Source organism: Paenibacillus sp. H1-7 (assembly GCF_022354825.1).
GTDB lineage: Bacteria > Bacillota > Bacilli > Paenibacillales > NBRC-103111 > Paenibacillus_S.
Map to the genome: position 1 here is coordinate 7,036,933 of NZ_CP031168.1, position 24,731 is coordinate 7,061,663.

Consider the following 24,731-nt stretch of genomic DNA (forward strand, 5'->3'; position numbering starts at 1 on the left):
GTTATGCAGCGGCTAGCTGCGCCTTATCCGCTCAAGCGATGGTATCTTCCTCACTCCCGGATTTTTCGCGAAGCCGTAATCGGAACTCCTTCGGTGAACAATGATTGTAACGCTTGAACATTTTATAAAATTGCGCGACATTCGGAATCCCGACGCTGCAGCCGACCTCCACGATGCTCAAATCCTGGGTGAGCAGCATGCACTCCGCGATCTTGATCCGTTTGAAGTTCACATAATCCAAGAACGTGACGCCCATAATCTTTTTAAAATATTTTACGAAGTAATGGTAGCTTAAATTAAGCAGACCGCACACGTCGTCCACCGTAATTTTTTCCGCGATGTGGGTGTCGACATAATGAAGCACCGGCTTCAACCGGATAATCTCGATATCGTCCGACCCTTGCAGCAAGCCTCGCTTATCATATCGCACAAGCAGCAGCATCAATTGCTTAACCGCTATGGAGATGGCCATTTCGTAGCCTTTGCGCTTGGCCTGCATCTCATCGTAAATTTGCATAATGTACGCGTAAGCCGCCGAGCTGGCCTCCGGGATGGTCGTAAACAAATAGTTCAGTTCGTCCAGCGGCGTTGTAAGCTCCGAAAATCCATGCAAAAACGGCAGCGTAGTCTGGTCCAAATATTGCGTCAAATTCACCTGCAGCACGACGTAGCATAATGGATCCGCCGTCCTGTCCGACCTGTGGAGCTGCGAGGAGCCTACCATATAGACGTCCCCCGTTTTCAAAGCGATCGTCTCGTCCTTCGTGTACAATGTCTTCCGGCCCTCCCTGATGGCCAGAAATTCCACTTCTTTATGATAGTGCCATCTGCCGATGTGGACATTATTGCGCTGCAGCTCCCACACCTTCAAGAACAGCAAAGGATTTTGATAAACGACCTGTTCCTTGACCGCGCCTGCCATCGATTGGGTATCCCCGGAACCCGACATGCTTGCGAACACCTCCATCAAGAGTACAACAAATTTGCATCTACCTATGCCCTTGATACTTAACAATATCTTAATATATGAAATGAGCCAAATGACAATTTTGAATAAGGAATGATTAAAAAATAGAATATCATTTTTTTGAAAATATTTCTATAATTTATCCATTGATAGCGTTTGCATAATACCATGGGAGGTCATCTTAATGATGAAATGGAAACGAACAAGCAGTGCGTTGGTTAGTCTTGTGATGCTGAGCGGATTGCTTGCAGCCTGCGGCAGTAATGAAGCTGCGACCGGAATTTCAGACAAAGCGCCTGCGCCTGTGAAGAAGGAAAACACGGATCCCGTCACGGTGAAGTTCGGCATTCGGCCGAGCTACATGACTGATACCGAAATTCAACGCTACATCATCGATCCCGTCAAAAAGAAGTACCCCTATATCACAGTGGAAATTATCAAGCTGGACGACAAAAACAACTCGTTCGAAAAGCTGCTGGTCGCCGACGCGCTCCCGGATATTAACGTCACGAACTCTTTGACGCTCCAAGGTACGAAGCTGCTGGGCATTCAAGAAGATTTGACGCAGATCATCAAAGAGAACAATTATGACCTGGGGCGTTTTCAGCAGGAGCTGTTGAATACGATCAAAGCGAACAATCAGACCGATTACCTCGTCGGGATCCCCTATTATCTTCAGTTTAATGCGCTCTACTATAACAAGGATATTTTCGATAAATTCGCTGTGCCTTATCCGAAAGACGGCATGACCTGGTACGAGGCGACCGAGCTGGCCAAGCAATTGACGCGGATGGACAACGGCGTTCAGTACCGAGGATTCGAGCCGGATTCGGTGTACCGCCCCTCTTCCCAGCTGTCGCTGCCTTTGATCGACCCCAAAACCTATAAATCCATCGTCAACACCGATCAGTGGAAAACGGTTCTGGAAATGGTCAAAAATATTTACAGCATCCCGGGCAACAACAAAGTTCAGCCCTTCAGCCCAGGCGTCAACGCGTTCGTAAAAGACCGTAATATCGCCATGCTCGCCGGACTGAACAACCTTGGGCCTTTGGCCGATATCAAAGACACCTGGAATAACTGGGATTTCGCGTCGTATCCCGTGTTCCCGGAGAAGCCGGGAATCGGTACGCAAGCAGACATTCATCTCATGCTGATGTCTCCTTCGTCGAAAGTAAAGGATGCCGCGTTCAAGGTCATGACCACGATCGTCTCGGACGATGTACAGCTGGACATGGCGCATAGGGGCAAGGGCTCCGTGCTGAAGGACAAGAAATTTCAGGACGAGTTCGGCAAGGACCTGGATTTTCTGCAGGGTAAAAACATTCAGGCGATTTTCAAAACAAAGCCGGCTCCCGCATTCCCGCCAACGGAATTTGCCAGCAAAGCGTTCGACCAGGTTACGAACTTGATGAAGACCATCATGAAAGACAATCTCGACGTCAACACGGCTATGCGTCAATATAATGAGGAAATGGATAAGTTTATCGAGCAAAACCGGAAGTGATGTGGAGTTGAAGAAGATAGAGGCACATGCCTTTATCTTCTTTTATTGTGAGGGGGAGTGGTGGTGGTGGGTACGGAATTTGTTTGCTTTACACATTCGTAGTTTTATCAGTGACAAGGATCTGATGGCTCATTATGCGGAAGCTTCGGGAAATTGAAGAGAGATGTCCTGGTTTGGACAGCGGTACTCCCTTCCGGTACAATTGGATTCATATCCCATTTGGAGAAAAGGGGGAAGCCGATGTTCGTTCTACCCGATGGTTTAATCCAGACTACATTTGGCGTCCATCAAGACAAGGGGCAGGCGTGGCTCGACGAATTCGAGACGCTGCTCCGTTATTGCGAGGAAAGATGGTCCTTCCGCGTGCTGGATACGCCGTTTCCGCTGTCCTATCATTTCGTAGCTCCCGTCGTCTATCCGGACGGCTCGGAGGCTGTATTGAAGCTGGGTGTCCCGTGCGATTCCATGCGAATGGAAATGGAGGCGCTCCGGCTGTACAACGGCAGGGGCATTGTCCGACTGTTGGATGCCGACGCAGATCGCGGGATTATGCTGCTGGAGCGAGTCAAGCCTGGCGACACGCTGAAGTCGGTCCCGGATGACGAGGAAGCGACGTTGATCGCGGCAGGAGTGATGCGGCAAATTCGCACACCTGCGCCGGGCGGTTCGCTGTTTCCATCAACCGTCGATTGGGCGAAAGGCTTCCAGAAGCTGAGAAACCACTTCCAAGGCGGAACGGGACCGCTGCCCGAAGACATGGTGAACAAGGCAGAGCAGACGTTTGCGAAGCTAAACGGCTCGATTAAGCACCCTCAGCTTCTTCACGGCGACCTCCATCACGACAACCTCTTGCTGGGCGAAGGGAAGCGCTGGCTGGCGATAGATCCAAAAGGATTGATCGGAGAAGCCGAGTACGGAGTCATTCCGTTTTTGATGAATCATTTGCCGGACGACCAACAAGCCCAAGCCGAGCTGACCGCCCGCAGAGTCGATCTGCTTGTTCGAGAGCTTGGCTTGAACAAGGAACGAGTGCTGGCATGGGGGTACTGCCACGGTGTTTTGTCCGCGTGGTGGTGTGTCGAGGACCAGGTGGACGGCATGCAAGGCGGTTTGGACATGGCGACGCTTTTTGACGAGCTGGCTAAGCGATGAGGAGGTGTGCTGTAACGCGGGTTTTCCGTGTTACAGCGCGATTTTTCGCGGCGGCGCGCCGTGTAACGCGGTTTTTCCGCGTTACGGGCTTTCGCGATCGCCTGCACGGGGCTTGCGCTGTGCTGTAACACGGGTTTTCCGTGTTACAGCGCGATTTTTCGCGGCGGCGCGCGGTGTAACGCGGTTTTTCCGCGTTACGGGCTCTCGCGATCGCCTGCACGGGGCTTGCGCTGTGCTGTAACACGTCCGTCCCGTGTTACTGCATCCCCCTCCGCGGCGGCGCGCGGTGTAACGCGGTTTTTTCCGCGTTACGGGCTCTCGCGATCGCCTGCGCGGGGCTTGTACCATGCAGTAACACGGGTTTTCCGTGTTACTGCATCCCCCTCCGCGGCGGCGGCGCCCGCCCAGCCGGCACAAAAAAAAGGAAGCGGCTCCCCCCGCTTCCCCACACATCAATACCGCGCAACTACCATCTTCTTGCGCGTATAAAACTCCACGCCGTCCTTGCCGTTGGCGTGCAAATCCCCATAGAACGATTTCTTGTAGCCCGAAAACGGGAAAAAGGCCATCGGCGCCGGTACGCCGACATTAATACCGAGCATCCCCGCATCGATATGCTCGCGGTAATGGCGGATCGCCTTGGCGCTGTCGGTGTACAGGCAGCCGCCGTTGGCGAACTCCGAGGCGTTCGCGAGCTCAATCGCCTCGTCGAGCGACTGCACGCGGACGACGGACAGCACGGGGGCGAATATTTCGTCGGTCCATATTTTCATCCCCTGCTTCACATGGTCGAAAATGGTCGGGCCGACGAAATACCCGCTGCCGCCGGCCTCCGGCGCCTCGCGTCCGTCCAGCCGCAGCTGCGCGCCTTCGTTCGCTCCGGCGTCAATGTACTGCAGCGTACGGGCCTTGTGCGAATCGCGGATGACCGGCCCGAGAAAGATGCCGTCCTGTGACCCGTCGCCGATCGTTATGGCCTTGGCGGCTTCAACGAGCCGTTCCACCAGCTCGTCCGCAACGCTGCCCACCGCGACGACGACGGAGGTGGCCATGCAGCGCTCGCCCGCCGAGCCGAAGGAAGCATTGATGATCTCTTTCACCGCGAGATCGAGATTGGCGTCCGGCATGACGATGGAATGGTTTTTGGCGCCTGCGAGCGCCTGCACCCTTTTGCCGTGAGCCGCCGCCGTTTTGTACGCATACTCGGCCACCGGCTGGGAGCCGACGAACGAAATCGCGCTCACGCCCGGATGCTCCAGCAGACCGTTGACTACATCGTGAGCCCCGTGCACGATATTGAACACGCCGTCCGGCAGGCCGGCTTCCGTGAGCAGCTCCGCCAGCCGGTTAGCCAGCAGAGGCGTCCGCTCTGACGGCTTCAGCACGAACGTGTTGCCGCATGCGATGGCGAGCGGGAACATCCAGCACGGCACCATCATCGGGAAGTTGAACGGCGTAATGCCGCCGACGACGCCAATCGGGTACCGATGCATGTTGGATTCAAGACCTGTTGCAATATCCGGCAGCGTGCTGCCCATCATCAGCGTCGGTGCTCCAGCGGCAAATTCGACGCATTCGATGCCTCTTTGCACTTCCCCGTACGCTTCGCTGAAGCTCTTGCCGTTCTCTTTTGTCACGAGCTCCGCAAGAGACTTCCAGTTTTCTACCAGCAGCTGCTGGTATTTGAACAATATGCGTGCACGCCTCGGAACGGCGACATGTTTCCATTCCATAAAAGCAATAGCTGCTGCCTCGACGGCACGATCTACATCGTCCCTAGTCGAGAGCGGAACCGTCGCCAGAGCTTCCCCCGTCGCCGGATTCGGCACGGTTTCATAAAGGGAGGAGGACGATTCGATCCATTTTCCGCCGATAAAGTTTTGCAATGCAGGAACAGCTGCCGTTGATGCTGAGTGTGTCATCTTATCTCTCCTTTTCTAGAAGCCTAGAATCGTAAATTTATGCAGCGCCGTCTCCTCAACTGCAGCCATTGGCCGCCCAAACAAGCTGATCCGGTCAAACGCGCCGGGCTTTTGCTCCATTTCCTCGCGAAGCGTCTTCCCGAACGCCATTCGCAGCGCCGTACCGATGTTGATCTTTGCTACCCGATACGAAGCGAGCTTTCTCAGCTGATCATCGGGCACGCCGCTCGAGCCATGAATGACCAGCGGTACGTTAACCTTGTCCTGTATACGCTCCAGCAGATTAAAATCGATGCTGGCTTCCTGCGTCTCCATCCGGTGCACCGTGCCTACCGAAACCGCGACCGCATCCACGCCTGTTTCTCTTACGAACTGCTCCACCTCGTCCGGATCGGACAGCTGATGCTTCATCGCGATGGAAGGGTCGCTGTACCCTACGGAGCCGATTTCCGCCTCTATGGATACACCGTGCCGATGGGCATAATCCGCGATGTCCTTCGTCCTCCGAATGTTTTCCTCCAGTGTCAGCTGGGATCCGTCGTACATGACCGAGCTAAAGCCGTTCGCAATAGCATCGACGCATCCTTGCCGGTCTTTGCCGTGATCCAAATGCACGCAGACGGGAACCGAAGCGGTTCGCGCTGCCTGCAGCATGAGCGGAGCCAGATAAGGAAGCGGCATATGCTGTATTGCCGGAATGTTCGCCGCCAAAATAACCGGCGCGTTCTTCTGCTCCGCCGCACGGATGACGGGAATAATATCTTCATAGCCGAAAATATTGAACGCCGGAACCGCATAATCCCGTTTCGCCGCTTCATCGGCCAGCAGTTTTAATGTAACTAGCATGAACGTTTCTCCCCTCTACGCAACGGCGCCGGTTCTGCCGGACAAGCTCGTCTTTCCTTTGATGCCTTACCTGCTCCCATGCTGGTCAATGACCGCTTGAATTTGCTCCGCCGTAGGCATCGCATCGGAGCAGCTGTGGCTCGACACGACGATGGAAGCCGAGGCGGCTCCGAACTGCTGGCTGCGGGCAATGTCCCAGCCGTTCATCAAGCCGTAGATAAATGCTCCTGCGAACGAATCGCCCGCGCCGAACGTTTTGACGACATTGGCAGGAAACGTCGTGCCTGTGAAGCTCCCGCCATCCTTTGTGAAGGCGATAGAGCCGTCCCCGCCGTGCTTAACCAGCACGATTTTGGCATGATGCGCGAACCAGCGGTTAGCCGTAGCGACATCGTCTTTTTGCAGCGGGCCGTAAGGCGCCTCGAGCAGATCGAACTCCTCTCTGCCGCCTAGTATTACATCGCTTTTTTCCGCAATCAGACTGCAGTAAATCCCCGTTTCTTCCCGCGAGGTCCATGTATAAGGCCGGTAATCGATATCGAAAAATACAACCACTCCGTGCTTGCGCGCCAGCTCTACCGCTTTGAATGCCGCCTCGCGGGATGGGCTTGCAGCCAGCGCCGTTCCGGAGATCATGATCGACTTGGCGCCGCGGATATAGTCTTCGTCAATATCGTTCGGCTCCAGCTTCAGGTCGGCCACATTATCGCGATACATCAAAATGCTGCAATCCGTAGGGGATTTGATCTCCGTAAAAGCAAGCCCGGTTACGGTGCCCGAACGGTCCGTGATGACATGGGACGTATCGATACCGCGCTGCTCCAAATAATGCCGGATAAAACGGCCGTGCTGATCGTCGGACACTCTGCCGATAAATCCTGCCTTTTTGCCCAAAACCGCCACCGCAATCGTAATGTTGGCCGGCGAGCCGCCAACATATTTGGTGAACGTCCGCGTCTCCTCCATCGGACGGTGAATTTCATTGGCGTTCAAATCGATGCACAAGCGGCCCAAGCCGATAAAATCGATCGGACGGTTTTCATGAAACGTAATCAAGCTCATATTCGTGCCTCCCTCGGTATCTTGTTCTCTTACCACTCCGTCTGCCCCTTAACTCATCTTTCCTTGACTCTAATGACCCTGATTCACACCCGCCAGCTTTTCATGATCCATTCATGATCGGGATCGTTTTTGAATTTCCATGTACGGACGGGGCCTGCCATCACATTCAAATAGTACAGATCGTAACCGGGAGGCGCGCTAACAGGATGGTATCCTCTCGGCACCAGGACGGCGTCCCCGTTCTTCACAATCATGGTTTCATTCGTCGACCTGTCGTCGGTATACACCCTTTGGATGGCGAAGCCGTGCTCCGGCTCGATTTTGTGATAATAGGTCTCCTCCAAGTAGGATTCCTCCGGCAAGCGATTCTCGTCATGCTTGTGCGGAGGGTAGCTCGACCAATGGCCGTTCGGGGTAAGCACCTCGACGACCAGCAAGCTGTCCGCAGGCTCCTGCTCCGGAAGAATTTGGTGAATGAGCCTCTCGGCATTCCCTTTACCGCGAATTTCCACCTCGATCTGCGGAGGTGTGATCAACCGCGCTTCATGCGTTCCTTTTCCCGGCGCCCGGCAAACGGCCAGCTCCAGATCGGTTACGGCTGTTACCTCAAAATGATCGCCCGAGGGCACATAAACCGCATACGGTGGAATGCGCTCGAATACGCTCATTCGCTGGCCGACTTGTTCCCAGCTGTGCTGCGAAGTCGCCACATCAGCCTTGCCTCCTAGCAGGACAAGGCATACTTCCTCGCCGCCCGTCTCCTGGCGCAGCTGCTGTCCTGCGGACAGCCGGAACACTTCGAACCCGACATACTGCCAGCCCGCAGATTCCGGGGTAATCGAGAGCACTCTGCCATCGGTATCGGGAACAGAGGCGCTGTTAACAATCCATTCACTTGCTGACATCCTGCGCTTCCTCCTTTGGTAGTCCGGCTTTTTAATTCGCCACAGCAATCTCGCTTACTTTGACTGGTCTGCCTTCGAGCAGCGACTGCTTTGCGGCAAAGGCGATTTTTTCCGCTTGCAGCGCGTCATGGCCGTCGACGGGAACCGGCTGCCCGTTTAAGATACAATCGATGAACCAACGCGTTTCCTCAATATAAGAGTCATGATAGCGCTCAAGAAAAAAATATTTCGGATTGTCACGAACCACTCCGGCTGAAGTACTGATCTCCGCCGTGCTCGGATGGTCGTTCTGAACGCTGATGCTGCCTTCGGAGCCGAACACTTCTACACGCTGATCGTACCCGTACACAGCCTTTCGGCTATTATCAATAACGCCAAGAGCTCCGTTCGCAAATTTCAGGCTGATGACCGCCGTATCAATATCGCCTAACTGGCCGATAACCGGATCCACCAGCACAGCTCCTTGAGCGTACACCTCGGTCACTTCGCTGCCGGACAAATAACGGGCCATATCGAAGTCGTGAATCGCCATGTCCATGAACAGCCCTCCGGATACTTGAATATACTCATTCGGAGGCGGGGCCGGGTCGCGGGACGTAATTTTGATAATATGCGGCTGACCGATACGGCCTGCTTCGACAAGCTCCCGCACTCGCTTGAAATTATGATCGAACCTGCGGTTGAACCCGGTCTGCAGCACGACTCCCGCTTCCTTCACTTCTTCAAGCGCAGCCATGGTTTGGCGGTAATCGAGGCTGATCGGCTTCTCGCAAAAAATATGCTTGCCCGCTCTGGCAGCTTCTACAATGAACGGAACATGAGTATTCGTGGAGGAGCATATGAATACGGCTTGAATGTCCGCGTCGCTCATAATGTCTTTGTAATTGTCCGTGATGCTTGGAATGCCCAGCCCCTCGGCCCAGCTTCTCATTTCGTCCGTTACCCGGACGTCGGATATTATGCGGACGTCCGCGCGTCCGTTACGGGTCAAATGCTCCGCGTGAAGCCGCCCGATTCTTCCGGCGCCGATAATGCCGATCGTTAATTTTTCCATACCCATGGTTACCTCGCTATTGTTAAGTGGTGGAACTGTATAATTAGTCAATGATAAGTGGATTAAGCGCTTTACCTGACTGTAAAAAGACTCCTTAATCCTACTCCGTCGGCTCGAAATGCAAGCTTCGTTCTTTTTTACCATGGCTCCGGCTTAATGCGCCGCCTTTCTAACCAATGGTTTTCGCTACTAATTATGTGCATCTCTAACCCAAAGCTTGATCCGCAACACACTTTTCATTCCCATCCGACGGAGTGTTTGTGACTACGAACCCTTTTTATAACCATTGGTTTGTAATAAAAGATTTTCAATCCAAGTTTATAACCGTTGGTTTCCAACAATTTCGGCTCTCTCTTCAGAAGCGCTCTATCCCTATCAATCATCGTTTCAATAAAAGATCCCTAATCCTATAAGTCCGTGCATCGTCCGTCCATCAGCATGGGGCCTCAGATACAGATAAACAAAACCCCCGCCACCATTCCCATACAAACCTTGTTTTCTACCCGCCCGCACCGTTTCGGCATGATGATTTGCCTGCTCAGCCAACGATCTGCTGCAAATAGGCCTTCGCTTTCTCCGCATACTCCACCGGATCGGCAATCGATGGGTCCTGCTCCGCTTCAATGATCATCCAGCCTTCGTATCCGCGCTCGGCAAGCTCTGCAAATATCGGCTTGAAATCGATGCAGCCGTCGCCCGGCACAGTAAAAATGCCTTTGCGCACCGCATCACGGAACCGGATGCCTTCCCGCCGTTTCCAATCCAATACTTCCTGGCGAATATCCTTCAAATGGATATACCGGATGCGGTCATAATACGTTCGCAAAATGCTCAGCGGATCGCTGCCTCCAAAATAGGCGTGCCCCGTATCGTAGAGCATATGCACAAGCTCCGGATCGGTCATTTCCATTAATCTTGCGATCTGCTCCCCGTTCTCAACTACCGTCTCCCCATGATAATGGTAGACAAGCTGCATGCCGTTGTCCTTGCAGTAGCGGCCCGCTTCATTCAATCCCTCCGCCATATGGTTCCACTGCTCTTCCGATAGCGGTTCGATGCGGACCGAATTGCTCTCCAAATCCTCAAAGGCGTTGCCCGTTTCGCACGTCACTACATAGCTGCAGCCCATCGCCTTTAAAAAGTCCGCATGCTCGCGGAACGACTGCAGCTCCTGCTCCCTCAGCTCGATCCGGCTGAAATGCACCGATTTCCATTGTGAGGTCAGCACCATGCCGTTATCGGCAAGCAGTTGTTTAAGCACGTCCGTATCACGCGGAAACTTGCGGCAAAACTCCGTTCCTTCGAAACCTAAGCGGGACATATCCCCGAGTACCTGCTCGGCGGTATAATGATCGCCAAGCTCCATAATATCTTCATTCACCCAATTGATGGCCGAGATGCCATACTTCACCTTCATGGACCCGACTCCTCTCCCGATTATAAAAATAGGACATGCTGACGATATCCTTCCGAGCTCACCATTTCCTCGCCGTTCCCAGCTTGGCTTGCAGCGCTTGATACGACTCCGCGACTCTTTCCATTTCCGATACTTCGGCTACGCCTACGTGCCACCATGATTCGTAACCGTCCGTGTTCGTGCCTGGGAGCACCTTCACATCGATGAGAGTCGTAACTTGCTCCTGCTTTGCTTTTTCCAGTGCATCTCTTAGCTCATCGACGGTGGTAGCGGAATACGATTTGGCCCCAAGGCTCCGGGCATGTGCCGCAAAATCGATCGGCAAGTACTGGCCTGTAAGCTGCGTATCCTCATCCGACCGCCTCCGGAATTCATTGCCGAAGCTGCCGCTCCCGTGGCCTCTCTGCAGATTATGAATGCATTGGAACCCATGATTGTCGAACAGCACAATCGTTATTTTGCGGCCTTCCTGCAAGCTGGTCACGAGCTCGGAATGAAGCATCAGATAGCTGCCGTCGCCAACCAGCGCATACACCTCACGGTCCGGTTCGGCAAGCTTGATGCCGAAAGCCCCGGATACTTCATAGCCCATGCAGGAAAATCCGTACTCCATGTGATAGGTTTTGGGCTGAGTCGTCCTCCAGACACGGTGCAAGTCTCCCGGAAGGCTGCCTGCTGCGCATACGATAATATCTTCCTCCGCTATAAAACGGTTGATCTCGCCCAGCACCCGGGTTTGCGCCAATCCGTCCGCTCGCTCCACACCGTACAAGCGGTCGACTTCGCTGTCCCACTGCCGCTTAAGCCCTTCCAGCTCCTCTATGCTGTAATCCGATGTGTAGGAACGGTCCTTCAGCTCGGCAGCAATCGCTTTCAACGCTTCTCGGGCATCTGCCGTTACATAGGTTCCGTCCAGCTTGAAGCTGTCCAAGGCGCAGACGTTGATGTTCAGAAAATCTACGTCCTCTCGGGCAAAAGCCGTCTTGGAGGCCGTCGAGAAATCGGACATCCTCGTACCGACGCCGATGATGAGATCCGCCTGGGCCGCCAGCCGGTTTGCACCGAGCGTACCCGTCACCCCGACCCCTCCGAAGCTGAGCGGGTGCTGCCAGGAGATCGCGCTTTTCCCCGCTTGGGTCTCGGTCACCGGGATGCGGAACGCTTCGGCGAACTGCCGCACTTCCTCCGTTGCGAGCGAGTAGTGCACGCCGCCTCCGCAAATAAGCAGCGGACGCTTCTTGCTGCGGATCAGCTCCACGGCCCGTTCCACCGCCGATGGTGCCGCCGGCCTCCGGTCGATGCGGTGCACCCGTTTGGCCAGAAACGCCTCCGGATACTCATACGCCTCGCACTGCACATCCTGGGGCAAGCAGAGCGTGACGGCGCCGGTTTCCGCCGGATCGGTCAACACGCGCATGGCGTTGATCGCCGACGTCATAAGCTGCTCGGGCCGGTAGATACGGTCCCAATATTTGCTCACCGGCTTGAATGCGTCGTTCGCCGTCACCGTGTAATCCAGCGGATATTCCACCTGCTGCAGCACCGGATCGGGCTGGCGGCTTGCAAAAATATCTCCGGGCAGCAGCAGCAGCGGAATGCGGTTGACCGTAGCCACGCCGGCAGCGGTCACCATATTAAGCGCACCAGGCCCGATCGAGGAGGTGCAGGCGAACATCTCCAGCCGGTTTTTTTGCTTAGCGTAAGCAATGGCGGCATGGGCCATCCCTTGCTCATTTTTCCCTTGAATGAACAGGATTTCGTCCTTGTACTGCTCCAGCGCCTGACCAAGCCCCGTCACGTTGCCGTGGCCGAATATGCCCATAACGCCCTTGAAGCATTTGTGCTCCTTCCCATCGACTTCGATATACTGGTTATTCAAAAAACGAAGCAACGCCTGGGCCATCGTCAATGATACCGTTTTCATAATCGCTCCTCCACGTGAATGTGATTTAAGCGCTTCACCACTTCCAATATATTGCTTTATAAAGATAAAAATGCGTCGATTACGGATTCCGGGGATCAATTAGGTTAAGCGCTTACCCATACTCCTAAATTATACCAAGCCTCATTGCTTGTCAATGAAAAAATGTGATGTTGATAGTTACGAACATTTGTTCTATAATTTATATGGAATCAAGAAGCTCCACAGAGGAAACGTATATTTTGCTATGTTTATAAAAGGAGATGCTGGCTTTGGGCAAAAAGGTAGATTATAAAAAAGATTATAAGCAGCTCTATTTGCCAAAAACGTCGCCGGAAATTGTGGAAGTGCCGAGGATGCCATTTTTTATGGTCAGTGGTTCCGGGGACCCTAACGGCGAAGATTTCGCCAAAGCAACAGAAGCATTATACAGTATGAGTTATGCGGTGAGAATGTCTTACAAAAGTGAAGATGTACCGGCTGGATACTATGAATACACGGTATTTCCGCTTGAGGGCGAATGGGACTTGCTTGACCGGTCCAAGCCCGCGACAGATAAAAGTAATTTTAAGTACACGATAATGATACGCCAACCCGATTTTGTGACGGGGGAGTATTTCGAGCGATTTTTGGAACAGACGAAAAAGAAAAAACCGAATAAGTTCCTTGAGAGCATTCGGTTTGAACAGGTTGAAGACGGGTTGAGTTGTCAAATGATGCATATGGGAAGCTTTGACGATGAGCCGGAAAGCTTTGCACGAATGGAAGCGTTTTGCACGGAACAAGGATTTGTTCGTTCAAGCAAAATTCATCGGGAAATCTATTTGTCCGATCCCCGTAAGACGGAACCATCGAAGCTGAAAACCGTGCTAAGATTCCCTGTAAAAGAAACGGAACATCGGAAGTAGAGTTCGAATCCGGACAAGTTCTACTCCTGTAGAATTGTTTCTGGGAGGAACGGCGTCATCCGAAAGCCTCGGAATCTTTTCCTTCTTAGCATGTAAAAAGCCGGCGATAATCCGCCGGCTTAAGCTTTTATATCTATCCAATGTAAAGGCTGCAAGGATACCCTGGCGGGTATTCCACGATGCCCGTGAACAAAGCGTTCGCTTAAAGAGTTCCGCTGGACAACGGGCATTCCTAACCGGAGCTCCCATCTGTAGCATTGCAATTAAGCGTACTCCCGCGCACCTTTAACTAATTCGACATTAAACTCCTCACTGCGACTGTAGCGCCCGCCTTATCAATGCTGCTGCTTCTGCTCGATTTCAACGGTCATCCGGTCGATCAGGTCCGAAATCCTCAACGAGCCAATATCTCCAACGCCGCGTTGGCGGACAGCCGCAGCGCCTGCCTGCTTCTCTTTTTCGCCCAGCACCAGCATGTAAGGCACTTTCTCCAGCTGCGCCTCGCGGATTTTGTAGCCGAGCTTCTCGTTGCGGATATCGACCTCTACGCGCAAGCCCGCATCCTCAAGCTGCTTCTTTACTTGCAAGGCATAGTCGATATAATGCTCCGAAACGGGAAGCAGCTTGGCTTGAACCGGCGCCAGCCATAACGGGAACGCACCGCTGAAATGCTCCGTTAAGATGCCGATAAAGCGGTCAATGGACCCGTAGATCGCCCGGTGAATAACGACCGGTCTATGCTTTTGATTGTCTTCGCCAATGTAGCTGAGCTCGAATTTCTCAGGCATTTGGAAGTCCAGCTGAATCGTGCCGCACTGCCAGCTGCGCCCCAGCGCATCCAGAATATGAAAGTCGATTTTCGGTCCGTAAAACGCACCGTCGCCTTCATTGATCCGGTATTGGATGCCCCGTCCGTCCAATACGTGCTGCAGTGACGATTCCGCCTCACGCCACAGCTCCTCGGAGCCCATCGAATCCTCCGGGCGCGTGGACAGCTCGATCGTATAGTCGAAGCCGAACACTTGGTACATCTGATCGATCAGATGAATGACACGTCCGATCTCCTCTTCGATCTGATCGGGCCGTACGAAGATATGCGCATCGTCCTGGCAAAATGTACGCACCCGCATCATGCCGTTTAACGCGCCCGAAAACTCATGGCGATGCACCTGGCCGAATTCGGAAATGCGGATCGGCAGCTCGCGGTACGAATGCAGACTGTTTTTGTAAATGATCATATGCCCCGGGCAGTTCATCGGCTTCAGCGCGAAGCTCGTTTCGTCCACTTCCGTAAAATACATATTCTCGTGGTAATGGTCCCAATGTCCGGACTGCTCCCACATCCGCCGATTCATCATTAGCGGCGTACGAACCTCGTCGTACCCCTGCTTCAGCTGCAGCTCGCGCGAATACTGCTCGAGCTGGTTGCGGATAGCCATTCCTTTGGGCAGATAGAACGGCATCCCCGGCGCTTCCTCGGAGAACATGAACAGCTCGAGCTCCTTGCCCAATTTCCGGTGATCGCGCTTCTTCGCTTCCTCCAGCAGATGCAGATGCTCCTCAAGCTGGGCTTTGGCAGGAAACGCCGTACCGTATATGCGCTGCAGCACTTTGTTGTTGGAATCGCCGCGCCAATAGGCACCCGCTACGTTAAGCAGCTTGAACGCCTTAATCCGACCTGTGGAAGGAAGATGAGGTCCCCGGCATAGGTCGCTGAACTCCCCTTGATCGTAGATCGAGATCACCGCTTCGTCCGGTAAATCCCGTATCAGCTCGAGCTTCAGCGAATCCTCCTGCTGCCCGAAGTGCCGAATCGCCTCCTCGCGGCTCACTTCCCGGCGGACAATCGGCAGGTTCTCCTGCGCGATGCGTTCCATCTCCTTCTCGATTGCGGCCAGATCGTCCGTAGACAGCGGCTTCTCGATGTCGATATCGTAGTAAAAGCCGTCTGCAATGACCGGGCCGATGCCGAGCTTCACGGCCTGCTGCCCGTAAATCCGCTTGATGGCCTGCGCCATCAGATGTGCCGTGCTGTGCCGGTATACCTCCAGCCCTTCCGGGCTGTCCTGCACCACAATTTCCAATGCTCCGTCTTCCAAGATCGGATAGTTCAGGTCAACCAGCTTACCGTTCCACCGGCCTGCGACGGCTTGTTTATTCAAGCTTGGGCTTATGGACTGCGCCACTTGCCCGACGGTGGTTCCCCTTTCACACTCCTTAACTGCTCCATTTGGCAAAGTGACTTTCATACCCATGGCTCAAGCCTCCATTCGTGAATTGGTTTTTATTCAGGACAACAAAAAAACGCATCTCATCCCAAGGGACGAGTGCGTTCAGCTCGTGGTTCCACCCTACTTCGAACTACACCTGCAGGCAAATGCGCAGAAATCTGCGGCAGTCCTAGCAAAGTGCAAGCTCCTCAAGGCATCCTGTAACGAGGATGAATCGGCGTTGTCTACTTGACGCGCAGCCATTGAAGCTGCACTTGTTCGACATCACGGCTGCAAAGGGGTAATTCACTTCCGGTCGCTGAAGGAGCTCGCACCTAACCTCCTCTCTCTGACAGCCCTTGAAGAAAATCATGTCTTTGGTCATTGCCTGAATATGATATTGGTTCTAAATTATAGCGAGAGTTGCTCAAAAGGTCAATAGGAGAGTTGTCAGTAAATTCAAAAGAAATTGCCGAGACGAAAAAATTACGGTGAAAGTGACCGTAGCCATCCGCGAGACCGGTCAAATAGGGAAGCCGCTGCATTTGAACAAACACGAAACGCAATAAACTATCGAGACAGCAAAAACCCGAAAGATCGGCACTTTGTACAAGTACCTCTTTCGGGTCAAAGCGAATGCAAAGCTTTTTTACTTTGCCGTTGTTGACATGGAGCCGATTATGCTTCCGATCGCGGCAGCATCGAAGCTTTGCTCGCTCATCTGATACAATTCGTAAGTGAACCCGTCCTGCTCCCAGATCACGATGCCATTGGCAAAATAGACCGTTTTCCCGCCAATGGTTTCGGTCTTAACTTCGCCTTCGGTGCTGATCCCGTTGTTACCGCCGGTAGAAATCAACAGCGAAATGAAATCTCCCTCTTTCTCGTACTGTACCTCAACCATCTTGCTGCCTTGAACCACAACGTTTACGAGTTTATAGGATTCGGATAACCACGTTGGAGCCGGAAAGTTCATTCCAGTAGCAGTACGAGCTTCTTTCAGTGTCAGCTTGGGCGGTGCTTCTCTTTGTACGGATCTCGCTTCCCCCGTTTGCTGCTTGGCATCAGTGCTCTTCGGTTCAATTTCAGGAAGCTCTTTGTATTGAGTGATTTCCATATTTCCGACTTGAAAGCGCGCCATGATGGATGCAAGCATCTCCTGCGCAGACGATGTGGTGGCGAAAGCGCCCCCTAGACAAACGACAGCCATTGCACTTACAGCGATTGATTTCCACTTGGTCTTTTTCATACTGATCCCGTCCTTTGTTGTTTGATGAGGTTGGATGGTTCCCGTTTCCATTTTAAATTTCAAGCGATTGAATGTGCGATCTTGGGAGCCGGCGTCATCAATCTCGGTCCGTGCAAGCCACTCGGTCAATTCTCGGAACTGTTTTATATCACGCTTACGACTCATAGTCGACCTCCTCCAAATCTAACTCCTTATGCAGCTTTTTTAAGCTTCTGTAGAGAACGACGCCAATATTGGAGCCACTGACGCCCATCAGCTCTGCGATCTCCGAGTTTTTCAAGCCCGCCGCATATTTCATGGCAATGATATGGCGCTCCTTGTCGTTTAGCTTCGCAAGTGCCTTAAATAAAGCCCGGTGGTTATCGTCGCGAATGACTATATCTTCCGGACTTGGCTTGGGGAATACCCGGTTCAATATGGAATTCAGCGAAAAATCGGCTCTGCGTTTCTGCATGCGAAAGTAATCCGCCACGCTGTTTCTTGCTATAGCAAACAACCATACCTCGAAGTTCGATTTTTCCGGTGAAAAGCTATCGTATTTGGATATTACGGCTTCGAACACTTGACTGCACAGATCCTCCGCCGCATAGTGATTGTTGATCCGGTAACAAATGTACTTATACACCCGCTTGTAGTAAGTATCGAACATTTGAGCGAACCTCTCTGTCGTTAAAACCCCGTTATGGACTTCGCTTTGCTCGTTTTGAAAGATTCCACTGTTCGTATGGGCAGCCTCCACCTCGCTTCCCCTCCTTCCCGTTTAGTAAAACAAACAATTGTAAACAAATTGCGCAATTGGTTATGTGAGTCTCACGATAGTAAATACGTCAACGCGGCAAAAGTATTAACAATGAGCAAAATATCCCCACAAAGTGGAGTCTTGACTTCGAAGTCAATCGGATGCTTTGCGGGGAGCCCCGATCTTATGAATTCTATGTATGCAAAAAAACGCATCCCTCCAATAAATGGAAGAATGCGTCCTGAATGAACTCCTTACCTGAACTTATCCCATACCATGCAAAAATGGAGCGGCAGCCATCCGGCTGCGCCCCTCTAAAATTTAAAGCAGCGGGGCCGTCGATCCCCGCACTACCAGCTCCGGCATCAGCACGATCCGCTGCCTTGCCGTCTTCTCGCCCTTGATTTCCTGGACGAGCAGATCCATCGCCTGACGGCCAATCTCCTGGATCGGCTGCCCGATCGTCGTCAGCGGAGGATCAATGATCGTCGCCAGGATCGTGTTGTCGAAGCCGACGACGGACAGCTGCTGCGGCAGCTGCATGCCCCGCTCCCGCGCCGCTTGAATGGCTCCGATGGCGAGCAAATCGTTGCATGCGAAGATTGCGGTTGGAGGCTCCTCCATGTCCAGGAGCCGGCCAGCCGCCGCTTTGCCCTCGTCTACGGTAAAGCCTCCGACCGTTACCATTGCATCGTCCGGCTGTATCCCTGCCGAACGAATCGCCTGATGGCAGCCGCGTATCCGTTCGCGGTTGCTCGATGTTCCGGTGTCCTCCGCCAGAACGGCGATACGCCGGTGCCCGAGCCCGATCAAATGGCTTCCCGCTTGATGGCCGCCCAAATAGTCGTCCACCATGACCGTATCGACGGCCAGCGCCGGCATTTCCCCGGCAATAATCGCGATAGGAATATGCTGCTGAAGCAGCTTTTTCATGAACAGGTCTTTCTCCGTCCGGGTAGCCACGATCACGCCGTCTACCCTCTTTTGCGTCAGCAGCGTGAAATATTTGATCTCCCGCTCCGGATCGTTATCCGTGCTGCAAATGATGACGTTAAATCCGTATTCATGCCCCCGGTCCTCTACTGCACGGGCAACTTCGGCGAAGAAGGGATTCGCCAAATCCGGCAGCGTCAGCCCGACGGTGAACGTTCTTTTGCCCGTTAACGCAGAGGCAACCATGCTCGGCTGGTATTTGAGCTGCTGCATAACGTCCGTCACATGCTTTCTCGTTTTGTCGCTGATGCGGCCCGTTCCGTTAATCACCTTGGATACGGTGGCTATGGATACTCCGGCAGCCTGGGCCACATCGTAGATGGTCGGCTTCATTCCTTGCTCCTTTCAAATGCTTACGCGTCATTTTATTGTCTATCATACGATATGCATTGACGCTGTGTAAACTTGATTGGAGCCTAACTTGGCGGAGCTGTGCAACTTATTGACCGGCAGATTGCCTAAGACGACCGACCATCTTGGCTAATGTAATATCCTGCCGTCCGGCGGTTAGTGCCCGCGATGCCTATCCATTGATCCGCACCGACGCGACGACAGGGTAATGATCCGAAGGAAAGCCTCCGTCGATCTGCCTTCGGTCCACTTCCACTGCCAGCAGTTCCACGTTCGGCGATACGAAAATATAATCGATTGGCTTGCCGTCCGAACCTCCTTGGAAGCTGTGGGCCGTCCTTCCTACCGGCCCCTCCAGCATGGCATACGCGTCCGTCAGCCAGCCGTCCGGTCCCTCTCCTGCTCCCGCTGTCCCGCGCAAATATCGGATCGGCAAATCTTCGGGAGCACTGTTCATGTCTCCCATGATGATAACCGGCGATGCGTGCTTCGTCCTATGCTGCTGCACACGCTCCCAGATAACCTGGACTCCCCGGTCCCTCGCTTCCTGGCTGTGATGATCCAAATGGGTATTGAACACAGTGAACGTGCTTCCGTCGGCCTTATCGGCAAAGGTCACCCAAGTGCACATTCTCGGGAACATGCTGTCCCAGCTTTTCGTAGCCGCTTCGTCCGGCGTTTCCGACAGCCAGAAGTTTCCCTGCTCCACTACCTCCAGCCTATCCTGCTTATAAAAAATAGCGCAGTGCTCGTTCTCCTGCCCTCCGAATCTCCCCATGCCGATCCATTCGTAGTCCTGCAGCTTTCCGTGCAGCTCGGTGAGCATGGCGTAATAGCCTTCCTGCGTCCCGATCAGGACCGGATCGTGCTCTCTAATGATCATCGCCGCCTTATCGACACGGTGCGGCCATGCGTTATCTCCATCGTTCGGCGTATGATAGCGCAGATTGAACGTCATCATATTGTATTCCATCCAGATTCCTCCTCCTCGCAGATCCGATTCAAGGTTTTATCGGAAAAGTTTTCTATATCTCCTGCCTGTTGTTCCGAACAAGACATCCCGCTATTCTTTTACCGAACCGAGCATGATGCCATGAATGAAATATTTCTGCAAAAACGGATACACAATGAGAATCGGTACCATCGAAACGACGATTTTGGCTGCGTTCAACGTCTTATCAGACACCTTCATCAGCAGCTCGGCCTGCGTCGAATCGAGCTCCACAATATTCAGGTTGACGACCAGCTGCTGGATGTACGTCTGTAGCGGATAATTCTCGGCGCTGCGCATAAAGATCATCCCGTCAAAGAACGCGTTCCAATGACCGACGATACTGAACAGCGTAACGGTAGCGAGCGACGGAAGCGAGAGCGGGACGAATACTTTGAGCATCATATACCACGGCCCTGCACCATCCATATAGCCCGCTTCGCTCAACTCCTTCGGCATGTTGCGGAAGAAGTTCATCAGCAAGATGACATTGAACACCGGGACCGCTCCGGGCAGCACCAGCGCCCAGATCGTATTGAAAAGCCCCAGCGATTTCACGGTCAGATAAAGCGGGATAATGCCGCCGCTGAACAGCATGGTGAACAGCATGAACCACATATAGACATTGCGCATCGGAAATTCCTTCGGGCTGCGGGATAACGGGTATGCCATCAGCACCGTCAGCACGAAGTTGATCGCTCCTCCGAGCAGCACTCTTTTGACCGAAACGAAAAACGAGTTCAGAAAATGCGGCTCCTCCATAATTCTGCGGTACGATTCCACGTTGAAGCCGACAGGCCAGAACTTGACGAAGCCCCCGGACGCCGCTGCATTGTCGCTGAACGATACGGAGAACGTATGCAGCACGGGAGCAAGCGAAATGATGGAGATCAGCACCATCACCAGCAAAAGCGATGCCTCGGCCACACGGGCCGAGACGGTTTTATTCCGTACCAATCGAATCACCTGCCTTGGTTAGAAAATGCGGTAATTGGCGTACCGGTAAGCGATGCGGTAGGAGATGATGATCAGAACGAAGCCGATGACCGACTTCATCAGGCTGACGGCCGTTGCGAAGCCGTACTGCGCCTGGACGAGCCCGACCCGGTACACGTACGTATCGATAATATCCCCGGATTCGTAAACGAGCGGGTTATACAAATTGAAGATTTGGTCGAAGCCCGCGTTCAAGATGTTGCCGATGCTGAGCGTAGCCAGCAGGACAACGGTCGGGACCAGGCTCGGCAGGGTGATGTAGTACAGCTGCTGCAGCCGGTTCGCCCCGTCCATTTCGGCCGCCTCGTACAAGGACGGATTAATGCCCGCCAAGGCGGCCAAGTAGATGATGGCGGCAAAGCCGAATTCCTTCCAAATATCGCTGCCGACGATAATAGCCGGGAACCACTTGTTGCTGGCCAGAAACAGGATCGGCTCATAGCCCATCGCTTTCAGCGCCTGATTGAAGATGCCGTCCAGCGACATCATGTCGATGACCACGCCGGCCAGAATAACCCACGATAAGAAGTGCGGCAAATAGACAATCGTCTGCACCCACCGCTTAAACACGAGAAACCGGACTTCATTGAGCAAAATAGCGAATATAAGCGGTATGACCAGATGGGCAATAATTTTGCATAAGGCAATGAACACGGTATTGTAGAATATCAGCCCGCTGTCCTTGATTTCGAACATATACGTGAAGTTTTCCAGCCCGATCCATGGAGAGTTCCATATGCCCAAGCCGATCTTGAAATTTTGAAAAGCGATGATGACGCCGAACATCGGGACGATATGGAAGATGATCAAGAACACGATGCCCGGCAGCAGCATCAGATGATAATGCTTGTAGTACGATTTTATATTCATGCTGGGACACCTCGGCTACTTTTTCACCTTCGCGATTTCGTCGGCAACCTCTTTCGTAATTTCGTCTCCGCCCTGCGCCTTCCAGTCGGTAACGAACGTATCGAAAGCATCTAGAGGCTGCTCTCCCATTACAATTTTGAAAAAGGTTTCCTTCTCCAGCTTTTGCAGGTTCGCCCATTTGCGCTCCATCGTCTTGGTAACGGCGGTGTACTCGCTGTAAATTTTATTCATGTTCGATTTCAGCAAATCGGCAGGGGCCGTATACCCGTAATAGCCGGACCAGTCCTTCAGATCGGCCTTCGGATTCGCCTTATCGCGCATCGCCTTGTCATACAATTCCTTCATTTCCGGACTTAGCTCTTCCGGCTTCGTCTGCCCGTTCAACGCTTTCTTCAACGTATCGGACTTGCGTTCCACCGCATCCGCATAATCGTAGGTAGCATTGCCGATCGGCCAGTACTCTGCACTAACCGTGAAGTCCAGCTTCAGGGCATCCGGATCGGCCTTCCTTTGGGCGGCTATGAACGTATTCGCGTACACCATGGCGGCTTCCGGGTGCTTCATTCCTTTTTTCACCACAATGTACAGGTTGCTTACCGGGAGCATGAGGGTGTTGACCGTTCCTTTGGCATCCGGAATCAGGTACGGCACGAAATCGACCTTAGGGTCGTTCTTGATCGCGTCGGCAATCAGACCTCCAGACCACCACGGACCGAAGAAAATTCCGGCCTTGCCGCCGATGACGACCTGATTCGGATCTTTGCGCAGCGCAAACTCCTTATCGATCAGGCCGGAGGCATACATCTCTCTCAGCTTGCCGAGTGCCTGCTTCGTTTCCGGCAGCGTAGAGGCATAGACCACTTTGCCGGAGCTGTCCTTGATCCAGTTGGACGGGTACGCGTTGAACGCCTGGAAGAAGCCTTTGAAATCGATCCGCTGCGCCTTGAACGGTACGGACAGCGAGCCTTCGGAACCCGCGAGTCCGATCGTATCCGCTTTGCCGTTGCCGTCCGGATCCCGTTCCACGAAAGCTTTGGCTATCGAGATCACGTCGTCGACCGTTTTGGGAGGCTGTAATCCGAGCTTATCCATCCAATCCTTGCGGATCCAAGCCATGCTGGCTGCGTCCGCCTGCACGCTAATATTCGGGATGCCCATCAGCTTCCCTTTGTAAGTCGCTTTCTCCAGCGCCTTGTTGCCGGTCGAAGCGTACAGCTCCTTCGTCAGCGGAGAAGCATACTGCTCATATACCTTGCTCAAATCCTCGATCTGATTTGCTTCAGCCAGCGAAAGAAACATCTGCTCATTAACAATCATCATATCCGGAAGATCGTTGCTCGCTACGGCCAGCTTCATTTTCTGATCGTAATCGGGACCGGAGGCGTACCATAAAATTTTGAAATTAATATTCGTCTTATCGGCGATATACTTCATATACTGGTTGCTTTCCACCGTATCGCCCGCCGGCAGCTTCGCACCTGCGCTGACACTCTTGAACGTAGTAACCTCGATCGGACTCGAGATCCGGAACGGATCCGCCTTCACTCCCGTTGCCACCGTGCCCTGCCCGTCTCCCTGCTTGCCCGACGCCCCTTCGTTATTGCCCGAACATGCCGACAACAATACCGTAAACGCCGCCAACATCAGCCATGCTTGTTTCTGTTTCATACTTCCCCTCCCTAGAGATTGCGGTATAAACCATGGTCCTGCTAAGCATTTGCGTGAAGATGCGATTCTCTACGATTTCATCTTAAAGTAATGCAGCGGCGTGCGGGTCAGGAAGCGTCTTGCGATTAGGCTCAAATCGTCTTAAGTTAAGATGTCTAGACAACATTTGAAGACGAAAATATACTTTATTGAAGACGATTTGTGACACCGCCTTCGATTTTCCGGAACTCGCTCGGCAGCATCCCCGTCATTTCGCGGAACACCTTACCAAAATATTTCTCGTTCGGATATCCGGATTGCGTAGCGATCCATTGGATCGTTTTCTCCGTCCGGCTGAGCAGCTCCTTGGCGCGGTTCACTCTCAGCTCGCGGATATATTCATTGAACGTTCTGCCGACAATATCGCGAAAGCACCGGCTGAAGTAGCTGCGGCTCATGTTCACCCTCCTCGCCACCTCCGGCAAGTGCAGCTCTTCCTCCAGCTCCTGATGGATAATGTGAACCGCTTTGGCGATGCACGCCTGAACCTCGGGCGAATAGCTCCCCGTTTCCTCCATGCTGCCGCGGGTCTCCTCGAAGCGTTCCGCTGACGGACGCTCCAACGGAACCTCGTGTTCCTTCATCTTGCTGACGATGCGTCTTAATACCTCGTCCATCTGCTCGTGCTCAAGCTCCACCTTCGTAATGTAATCGATGGCGCCTAAGCGGAGAGCCTCCTGAATCCATTCGAAATCCTGATGAAACGTCAGCACCACCATGGAAATGTGCCGATACCGCTCTTTGACGGTGCGCATCAATTCAATCCCCGTCATCAGAGGCATGGCGAGGTCGGTTATTAATAAATCGACCGGATGGCTGTCAAGAAACTCCAGCGCCTTTCTTCCGTTCCCCGCTTCCCCAACCACCTCCAAATGATACTCTCTCCATGGCATCATCGAAATAAAGCCTCTGCGTACCAAATGATCGTCGTCAACTATCAGCACTTTTTTCATCATGACCCCTC

20 protein-coding genes are annotated in these 24,731 nt (G+C 53.1%); 3 read left to right on the top strand and 17 right to left on the bottom strand.

Annotated features, from left to right (window positions below):
• Nucleotides 1–31: 31 nt before the first annotated feature.
• Nucleotides 32–949: an AraC family transcriptional regulator gene (locus tag DVH26_RS30920; RefSeq protein ID WP_239629022.1), complete on the bottom strand. Its 918-nt coding sequence runs from the start codon at nt 947–949 to the stop codon at nt 32–34.
• A 202-nt stretch (nt 950–1,151) separates the two neighbouring features.
• Between DVH26_RS30920 and DVH26_RS30925 the strand changes: the two genes are divergently transcribed.
• Both DVH26_RS30925 and DVH26_RS30930 read left to right on the top strand, forming a co-directional pair.
• Complete coding sequence (locus DVH26_RS30925) at nt 1,152–2,474, top strand: ABC transporter substrate-binding protein (RefSeq protein WP_239629025.1); 1,323 nt, start codon at nt 1,152–1,154, stop codon at nt 2,472–2,474.
• 240 nt (nt 2,475–2,714) lie between these two features.
• Nucleotides 2,715–3,626: an aminoglycoside phosphotransferase family protein gene (locus tag DVH26_RS30930; protein WP_239629028.1), complete on the top strand. Its 912-nt coding sequence runs from the start codon at nt 2,715–2,717 to the stop codon at nt 3,624–3,626.
• 452 nt (nt 3,627–4,078) lie between these two features.
• On the opposite strand, the gene DVH26_RS30935 is transcribed toward DVH26_RS30930, so the two are convergent.
• From DVH26_RS30935 to iolD, 7 genes are all read right to left on the bottom strand, one after another.
• The gene (locus tag DVH26_RS30935) at nt 4,079–5,548 is read right to left on the bottom strand and encodes a CoA-acylating methylmalonate-semialdehyde dehydrogenase (RefSeq protein ID WP_239629030.1); all 1,470 of its coding nucleotides are present in this window, start codon (nt 5,546–5,548) and stop codon (nt 4,079–4,081) included.
• A 15-nt stretch (nt 5,549–5,563) separates the two neighbouring features.
• Entirely contained in the window at nt 5,564–6,394 is an 831-nt protein-coding gene (locus DVH26_RS30940; protein WP_239629032.1) for a class II fructose-bisphosphate aldolase, read from the bottom strand.
• 66 nt (nt 6,395–6,460) lie between these two features.
• Nucleotides 6,461–7,456: a 5-dehydro-2-deoxygluconokinase gene (gene iolC, locus DVH26_RS30945; protein WP_239629034.1), complete on the bottom strand. Its 996-nt coding sequence runs from the start codon at nt 7,454–7,456 to the stop codon at nt 6,461–6,463.
• 83 nt (nt 7,457–7,539) lie between these two features.
• A complete protein-coding gene (gene iolB, locus DVH26_RS30950; protein WP_239629036.1) occupies nt 7,540–8,361 on the bottom strand; it encodes a 5-deoxy-glucuronate isomerase in 822 nt (273 codons plus the stop codon).
• A 31-nt stretch (nt 8,362–8,392) separates the two neighbouring features.
• Nucleotides 8,393–9,415 carry an inositol 2-dehydrogenase gene (iolG, locus tag DVH26_RS30955; protein ID WP_239629038.1) on the bottom strand — a complete coding sequence of 341 codons (1,023 nt, stop codon included), beginning with the start codon at nt 9,413–9,415 and terminating at the stop codon, nt 8,393–8,395.
• 538 nt (nt 9,416–9,953) lie between these two features.
• Entirely contained in the window at nt 9,954–10,832 is an 879-nt protein-coding gene (iolE, locus tag DVH26_RS30960; protein WP_239629040.1) for a myo-inosose-2 dehydratase, read from the bottom strand.
• 58 nt (nt 10,833–10,890) lie between these two features.
• On the bottom strand, nt 10,891–12,756 hold the full coding sequence (iolD, locus tag DVH26_RS30965) for a 3D-(3,5/4)-trihydroxycyclohexane-1,2-dione acylhydrolase (decyclizing) (protein ID WP_239629042.1): 1,866 nt from the start codon (nt 12,754–12,756) through the stop codon (nt 10,891–10,893).
• A 269-nt stretch (nt 12,757–13,025) separates the two neighbouring features.
• On the opposite strand from iolD, the gene DVH26_RS30970 reads away from it, so the two are divergent.
• Complete coding sequence (locus DVH26_RS30970; protein ID WP_239629043.1) at nt 13,026–13,661, top strand: GyrI-like domain-containing protein; 636 nt, start codon at nt 13,026–13,028, stop codon at nt 13,659–13,661.
• A gap of 335 nt (nt 13,662–13,996) precedes the next feature.
• On the opposite strand, the gene thrS is transcribed toward DVH26_RS30970, so the two are convergent.
• From thrS to DVH26_RS31015, 9 genes are all read right to left on the bottom strand, one after another.
• Nucleotides 13,997–15,916 carry a threonine--tRNA ligase gene (thrS, locus tag DVH26_RS30975; RefSeq protein ID WP_239629046.1) on the bottom strand — a complete coding sequence of 640 codons (1,920 nt, stop codon included), beginning with the start codon at nt 15,914–15,916 and terminating at the stop codon, nt 13,997–13,999.
• 604 nt (nt 15,917–16,520) lie between these two features.
• Nucleotides 16,521–17,285, bottom strand: a complete 765-nt coding sequence (locus tag DVH26_RS30980; protein ID WP_239629048.1) for a DUF4367 domain-containing protein — start codon at nt 17,283–17,285, stop codon at nt 16,521–16,523.
• Nucleotides 17,275–17,859: a sigma-70 family RNA polymerase sigma factor gene (locus DVH26_RS30985; RefSeq protein ID WP_239629050.1), complete on the bottom strand. Its 585-nt coding sequence runs from the start codon at nt 17,857–17,859 to the stop codon at nt 17,275–17,277. Before DVH26_RS30985 ends, DVH26_RS30980 begins: the two co-directional genes overlap by 11 nt.
• A gap of 321 nt (nt 17,860–18,180) precedes the next feature.
• Nucleotides 18,181–19,185, bottom strand: a complete 1,005-nt coding sequence (locus tag DVH26_RS30990; RefSeq protein WP_239629052.1) for a LacI family DNA-binding transcriptional regulator — start codon at nt 19,183–19,185, stop codon at nt 18,181–18,183.
• A gap of 190 nt (nt 19,186–19,375) precedes the next feature.
• Entirely contained in the window at nt 19,376–20,176 is an 801-nt protein-coding gene (locus tag DVH26_RS30995; RefSeq protein ID WP_239629055.1) for an endonuclease/exonuclease/phosphatase family protein, read from the bottom strand.
• Nucleotides 20,177–20,266: 90 nt separating this feature from the next.
• A complete protein-coding gene (locus DVH26_RS31000) occupies nt 20,267–21,151 on the bottom strand; it encodes a carbohydrate ABC transporter permease (protein WP_239629057.1) in 885 nt (294 codons plus the stop codon).
• 18 nt (nt 21,152–21,169) lie between these two features.
• Entirely contained in the window at nt 21,170–22,060 is an 891-nt protein-coding gene (locus tag DVH26_RS31005) for an ABC transporter permease (RefSeq protein WP_239629060.1), read from the bottom strand.
• Between the two features lie 15 nt (nt 22,061–22,075).
• Nucleotides 22,076–23,728, bottom strand: a complete 1,653-nt coding sequence (locus DVH26_RS31010) for an extracellular solute-binding protein (protein ID WP_239629062.1) — start codon at nt 23,726–23,728, stop codon at nt 22,076–22,078.
• A gap of 185 nt (nt 23,729–23,913) precedes the next feature.
• On the bottom strand, nt 23,914–24,723 hold the full coding sequence (locus DVH26_RS31015) for a response regulator transcription factor (RefSeq protein WP_481857562.1): 810 nt from the start codon (nt 24,721–24,723) through the stop codon (nt 23,914–23,916).
• Nucleotides 24,724–24,731: the final 8 nt, after the last annotated feature.

Coding starts and splice junctions, on each gene's coding strand:
- DVH26_RS30980 (WP_239629048.1), bottom strand. CDS start 17,285: ATGAGTCGTAAGCGTGATATAAAACAGTTCCGAGAATTGACCGAGTGG.
- DVH26_RS30995 (WP_239629055.1), bottom strand. CDS start 20,176: ATGGAATACAATATGATGACGTTCAATCTGCGCTATCATACGCCGAAC.
- iolD (WP_239629042.1), bottom strand. CDS start 12,756: ATGAAAACGGTATCATTGACGATGGCCCAGGCGTTGCTTCGTTTTTTG.
- DVH26_RS30930 (WP_239629028.1), top strand. CDS start 2,715: ATGTTCGTTCTACCCGATGGTTTAATCCAGACTACATTTGGCGTCCAT.
- DVH26_RS31010 (WP_239629062.1), bottom strand. CDS start 23,728: ATGAAACAGAAACAAGCATGGCTGATGTTGGCGGCGTTTACGGTATTG.
- DVH26_RS30935 (WP_239629030.1), bottom strand. CDS start 5,548: ATGACACACTCAGCATCAACGGCAGCTGTTCCTGCATTGCAAAACTTT.
- DVH26_RS30925 (WP_239629025.1), top strand. CDS start 1,152: ATGATGAAATGGAAACGAACAAGCAGTGCGTTGGTTAGTCTTGTGATG.
- DVH26_RS31015 (WP_481857562.1), bottom strand. CDS start 24,723: ATGATGAAAAAAGTGCTGATAGTTGACGACGATCATTTGGTACGCAGA.
- iolB (WP_239629036.1), bottom strand. CDS start 8,361: ATGTCAGCAAGTGAATGGATTGTTAACAGCGCCTCTGTTCCCGATACC.
- DVH26_RS31005 (WP_239629060.1), bottom strand. CDS start 22,060: ATGAATATAAAATCGTACTACAAGCATTATCATCTGATGCTGCTGCCG.
- DVH26_RS30990 (WP_239629052.1), bottom strand. CDS start 19,185: ATGAAGCCGACCATCTACGATGTGGCCCAGGCTGCCGGAGTATCCATA.
- DVH26_RS30940 (WP_239629032.1), bottom strand. CDS start 6,394: ATGCTAGTTACATTAAAACTGCTGGCCGATGAAGCGGCGAAACGGGAT.
- iolG (WP_239629038.1), bottom strand. CDS start 9,415: ATGGAAAAATTAACGATCGGCATTATCGGCGCCGGAAGAATCGGGCGG.
- DVH26_RS30920 (WP_239629022.1), bottom strand. CDS start 949: ATGTCGGGTTCCGGGGATACCCAATCGATGGCAGGCGCGGTCAAGGAA.
- thrS (WP_239629046.1), bottom strand. CDS start 15,916: ATGGGTATGAAAGTCACTTTGCCAAATGGAGCAGTTAAGGAGTGTGAA.
- iolC (WP_239629034.1), bottom strand. CDS start 7,456: ATGAGCTTGATTACGTTTCATGAAAACCGTCCGATCGATTTTATCGGC.
- iolE (WP_239629040.1), bottom strand. CDS start 10,832: ATGAAGGTGAAGTATGGCATCTCGGCCATCAATTGGGTGAATGAAGAT.